General features: G+C 39.0%; 3 protein-coding genes. All 3 read left to right on the top strand.

Annotation, left to right across the window (positions count from 1 at the left end; all coding sequences use genetic code 11):
* On the top strand, positions 1-2,469 hold a 2,469-nt coding region (locus EGI24_RS14100), incomplete at its 5' end, for a hypothetical protein (protein WP_255049100.1).
* 29 nt (positions 2,470-2,498) lie between these two features.
* Complete coding sequence (locus EGI24_RS14095) at positions 2,499-5,417, top strand: DUF11 domain-containing protein (protein WP_255049099.1); 2,919 nt, start codon at positions 2,499-2,501, stop codon at positions 5,415-5,417.
* 162 nt (positions 5,418-5,579) lie between these two features.
* Positions 5,580-6,213 (top strand): DUF11 domain-containing protein (locus EGI24_RS14090; protein WP_255049098.1); only part of this gene is annotated, 634 nt, incomplete at its 3' end.

Raw genomic sequence — 6,213 nt, 5'->3', positions numbered from 1 at the left:
ATGAATCCAGTTGCTGATGCTGAAGTTTGTCACAACGAAATAATACCTGCCATTTCATTTACTGGAACTCTTTCAACAGGATATACTTGGACAAATAGCAATACGAGCATTGGTTTGGCAGCAAGTGGCACTGGAAATATTGCCAGCTTTACAGCAACTAATACAGGAACAACACCAGTTACAGCAACGATAGTAGTTACACCACTTATCAATGGCTGCCCTGGAAATACGGAAACCTTCACAATAATTGTGAATCCAGTTATTACTATGAATCCTGTTGCAAATGATACCGTTTGTAACAACGCAACCATACCCGCTAAAATATTTACGGGAACACTTTCAAATGGATACACTTGGACAAACAGCAATACAAGTATAGGCTTGGCAGCAAGCGGAACTGGTAATATTTCTGCATTTACAGCTATAAATAACGGTATTACGCCTGTTACGGCAACAATAACCGTAACCCCGCTTATCAATGGTTGTCCAGGAAATACCCAAACATTTACAATAACTGTGTTGCCTCAATTAGGTGCGGATATTGATTTGGCGGATATTACCATTTGCCAGACAGGTACTATAACTTTGAATGCACAAGTATCCAATCAAAACGGAGCTGTTCGTTATCAATGGCAATCATCTGCTGACGGAAACAACTGGTCTCCAATATCAGGACAAACTAATCCAACTTTGACCTTAACGGGAAGTGTGGTAGACACCAACTATTATAAAGTAAGTGTTCAAGCAGTTGGAATAGGTTGTAATTACCGAGATTCAGATAGCTCAAGAGTTATAGTTTTACCAAATCTAAGTGTTAACGTTAGCATACCAAGCACCATAGTTTGTGAAGATGCTGATTTGGTATTAAGAGCAAATACAACAAATGGAACTGGCACAATTACCTACCAATGGAGTGCTTCAACGAATGGAGTTTCTTGGAATATTATTCCAGGAGCCACTGCCGATACACTAATAGTTCCAACCTCGACTGGCTACATAGGAACAAATTTCTATCAAATTATAGCTACAGCAAACGGAATAGGTTGCGGGGCATCTGATCCATCAGTAGCCACAATTACGGTTGTACCAAATATTAGCGTGACCGTGGATATTCCGAGCATTACTGTCTGCGAAGGAGCATCCATCACTATAAATGCAACTGTAAGTAATGCTACTGGTACATTTACTTATCAGTGGCAATCATCTTCTGATAGTTTAATATGGAACAACATTTCTGGAGCAACTGGGATTTCTTTCAACCCCAATACTTTGGTTTCTAATACCGTATTTTACAGAATTATAGCTTCAGCAAGCGGATTTGGCTGCGGTTCAGATACTTCTTCTGTAAGCAAAGTTATCGTCGTGCCAAACTTAAGTGTGAATGTTAATTTGACAAACACCACGGTTTGTGAAGACGCAAAATTGATTTTGAGGGCAAATCCTACCAACGGTACGGGTAATATTACCTATCAATGGAGAGTATTCAACGGAGTTACCTATGTAAACATGGCTGGAGAAATAGCTGATAGTTTGGTTGTGCCAACAGCTTCTTCTGGATTAAATTTATATCGAATAGTAGCTACTGCCAGTGGTTTGGGTTGCGGAAGTACAACGTCATCCTCTGCGACTATTCAAATTGATCCAAAACCAGTAATTATTATCGATGGAGGACAATTCTGTACAAATACGTCTATAAACTTAACTTCAAGCGGTGGTCAAACTTATGCTTGGACAGGCCCAAGTGGTTTTACCTCAAGTCTTCAAAATCCTACCATTGCTGTTGCGGATAGCACAATACATAACGGTATGTATTATTTGACTGTAACCAACTCATTCAGTTGCGTAAATAATGATTCGGTTTTGGTAAATGTGTTGCCATTACCAAATCCTCCAACGGTAGCTGGAGATAGCAGTTGTGGGCCTTCGAGTCTAACATTAGGGGCTTCAAATTGCTCTGGAACAATTAATTGGTATGATGAACAATTTTCTGGAAACATCTTATTAAGTGGCACAACTTTTGCTACTAATATATTAAGTGAAAGTCAGAATTTCTTCGCTTCGTGCATTTCAACTAATAATTGTTCTAGTCCATATAGAAGTGTGGTCTTGGCAGAGATAAAAGAGTTTCCAACAACAGAAGTACTTGCAATTGATCCTACATGTGTAGGGAAATCAGTACTCAATAATGGAGGTTTGATATTGTCAGGATTTAAGAATGGGGAAGCCTACTCTTTTAACATAGGATCAACATTTAACTCAACTTTGGCCGGGCCGGCTGTTACAATTCCTTCAAACGGAAGAATAACTTCAACCCTAAACGGTCCGATAAAAGGAAGCCCACAAACATATACGGTTAGAATAATTAGTGCGGAAGGATGTCCGATAGATCAAAACGTGACGATTGAAAATGTCTGTCAAGATTGTGAAATCCCAGTTTGTCCGCCAGCGATAGTAGAAAAAACGAAATAGAAACATAAACAATTAATACTTTTTTTAACATGGAAAACAATTATTTAAAAACCAGATTCGCATCTGTTTTTGATAAGGACAGGAAAATGTGGACGCAACTCCTCATTTTAGTGTCTCTTATGTTGTTTGCTCATTTGTCAACTTATGCCCAACCCTGTTCACCAGACCTGGCCATGACTATAACAACTTATGATGCAAGTGCAGAGACTGTGAGCGATGCAAAAATCAGAATTTCAGGTATCACCAATAACAACTATAAAGTTGGTATCAGTCCAGGTGCTACTTACACTGGTCCAGCATTTGCCGGACTTGGCATTTATTCAACATTAACCAATGGCTTTGTTGAAGAAACTCTTGCGGCCCCAACGGCAGCACCGGGTACACAATATACAGTTAGAGTATTTAATGAAACTGGATCATGTTTTACGGATTCAACTTTCTATTTACCATATGTAAACTATAACTATGCACCTACTTATGTGGACTTAGAAGCTACTATTACCCGTTCTCCAGGAGGCGATGTGCCATTGGGATCTACAGTTACTTTAACAGTTGCTGTGAAAAATAGTGGTACAGATGATGCAACAGGTGTTATTTATCAAGTAGGAAGTGCTGTTGATTTAACCCTTATTAGTAACTCAACTCTAGCTGGTACATTTGTGGCTGGAACAGGCGTTTGGACTATTGGTAATATTGCGGCTGGTGCCACAGTGAGTCTTCAGTTGACTTATACGGTTGATTCTAGAGGTATTAAAGAAATTACCGCTGAAGCCACAGCTCTAGATCAAGTAGATTTGGATTCCTCTCCCGTAGCCAATTCAATTGTAGAAGATGATGAAGCTCAAATTTGTATAACCACCCACCGAGATTTCTGTAACGGTGATGAGTATACATTTTCTCTTGTAAGGGGCGATTATACTGGTGTAGTGTGGCAAAGGAGTACCAACAATGGTGCAAGCTGGACCACAATTACAGGTAGCACCGCTGATTATGAAGTTTTAACTTCAGGTCCTAGTGCAGGTGCATTGGTTATTAAAAGTGTGGGTGATTATAAATATTATAGAGATTCTTCAAACTTATCGTGTGGATATGAAGGATGTTGTCCTATTAAAGTTATACCAGGTTTACCGCCAATATTAACTACTCCAACTGACCAAGTGATTTGTTTTGGTCAACCTTCTCCGCTGATTGCATCTGCTAATACCCAAACTGGATATACAGCCACTTCTCATACAACATACGGAATTCCAGTTAGAATTGATACTTTAGGAACAATTCCAGGATTTTTGGCTGACCAAGGAGTATTTAACTATCAGTGGTATAACAACAACGGACCTAGTAACCCTGGAGTCGCACCAATTGCCGGAAATGACAGTTTGGTCCTTCAAACATTACCTACTACTGCTGGTATTTATAACTATAGATTGATTTCTGTTCAAGATGGTCACGAATCATGTACAGATACTACAGAAGTTGAATTTATTATTAACGAAATTCCGATTGTTGCTGCTTCGAGTAACACTCCAATTTGTCAAGAAGATACGATTGAGTTGGCTTCTAGAAACAATGCTGTAAATAATTCAATAAATCCGTTTCCTCCAGCAAGTTACCAATGGTGGGGACCTGCAACTTTTACAAGTTCAGATTCAGTTACTACTATATTAAACGCTCAAGAGCCAATGGAAGGAGAGTATTTTGTGAGAGCTTTCTATACCGCAAATGGTTTGGAGTGTGCAGATACTACATCTATTCAAGTAGTTATCAATCCACTTCCTGATATTCCAAATGCCATAGATACTGTTTATTGTCAAAATATTGCAGAAAAAAGGTTATCTGCTTTGTTAATACCATCTCCAGCTAGTCACAACGGTGACAGTCTTAGATGGTACGAAGGGCCTACCTTGTATCAGTTCACTGACAAGCCAGATACCACTACACGGATAGGATACAATGTTGGACCTTATGCTAACACTTCTGTAGCGGCTGGACAATACACTTGGTATGTTACACAAGTCGATGGATTAGGATGTCAATCTCATCCAGACACACTCGTCGTCACGATTGATGCTAAGCCACTGGTGCCCACCGTCAAAGACTTTGCCTTTTGCCAAGATTATCCCACTGCACCGCTCACTGCAACGGCATCTGCTGGAAGTTATGGTCTAATTTGGTATGGCGAAGACAAATCAAATATTCCTGGGGATACCAGTGCCACTTATACAGCACCACCTTCGGACTCTGTTGGTACTTTTACATACTGGGTTTCACAATACAACACCGTTTCGGGTTGCCAATCTGACACCATAGACTTCGATGTATTCATCAAAGATACTCCGGATGGTCCAGCAGTAGTAGAGCCAGTATATTGTTTGAATGAAACTGCAGTTCCATTGGTAGCTACACCAGTAATAACCAACACGGTTTCAAATGCTTTGAATACACTAACATGGTATTGGAATGGAGGAACTCAGCCGACGGCTCCTACGCCTTTGACAACCTTGGCTGGTGCAACATGGGCTTATGTTACGCAGACGACTTTATATGAACTGCCAGGTATAGATACCTTAAGTTGTGAATCTCAACAATCACCACTCAAGATTACGGTTAATCCATTGCCAGTAGCTAGTGTGATTCCAGTTAGTGCTCTTTGTATTGGTACAACCTCACAAAATGATGGTATGCTAATCTTGACAAGATACAGAGATTCAGATCAAGCAGCATGGAATATAGGTTCAACTGTGGCAGCTACTCCAACCTTTGCAGCCATACCTTCAACAGGTATAATTGCATCGAGTTTACCTAATCCTGCGTCTGCATCACAAGATTATTCAGTAAGGGTAATTAACACTTTCGGATGTACTATTGATGTAACAGTTCCATTAGTAGCCAAAGATTGTACTTGTCCTGGTGGATACTGTGAGCCTGCAACGGTTACAAAAACAAAATAATGTTTGAACATTGAGTGAACTCAAAGCGTGAACTCAATCAGATAGATTAATATGCAAATACCTGAAATTAAACCTTCGGGTATTTGCTTTTTAAACCCAAAAAATAAATTAAAAAATTGGGTGAATTACAAAAAGTAGAAGTTTAAAACAATAAAACCTAAAATGGAAAAATTCAATTTGAATTTCCGTTATCCATCCATAATAATACATATAATTCTTTTTGGGATTTTTTTCTTTTTTTCTTTCGAAAGCAAAGCTGAAAACAACGATTCCCTAAGTTTTATTTGTAAACGTCCAACCTTTACAACCAGACATAATGATGTAACTTCTCCAACTACAAGCGATGGAAGATTGCTTATTACAACAATAGACTACGCCACACATTACGAAATTATCGAAGGCACCAATACACCTTTTGACTTTGCTCAGTCTGTTCCTTTACCGCCGCAACAATTTGAAATAGAAATAAAAAATATTTCAAACCCAACAGGTAAAAAGATATATAGAATTAGACTATACAATGAAGGCGAAAATTGCTACACAGACGAAACTGTTACCTTTGAACATATCAATTTTGCGGCAGACAGAGATTATGCTACGGTTGAGCTGGTTCAAGGCATAGATAACTCAACGCCTAAAATAGGTGATTTGGTCACTTTTACAGCGATTATTCAAAATAAAGGAACAAAAACTTCTGAGGACATAGAAGTTAGATTGATTCAAAGTTTGAGTTTAGAAACCATTAATTTTTATACCGAACAAGGTCAGTTCACGTCGGTAGGTAACATCTGGAGAA

The sequence above is a fragment of the Lacihabitans sp. CS3-21 genome (genome assembly GCF_024343675.1).
Lineage (GTDB): Bacteria > Bacteroidota > Bacteroidia > Cytophagales > Spirosomataceae > Leadbetterella.
Note: the sequence above shows the minus strand (reverse complement) of the source record. Positions and strands in the feature narration are given on the sequence as shown.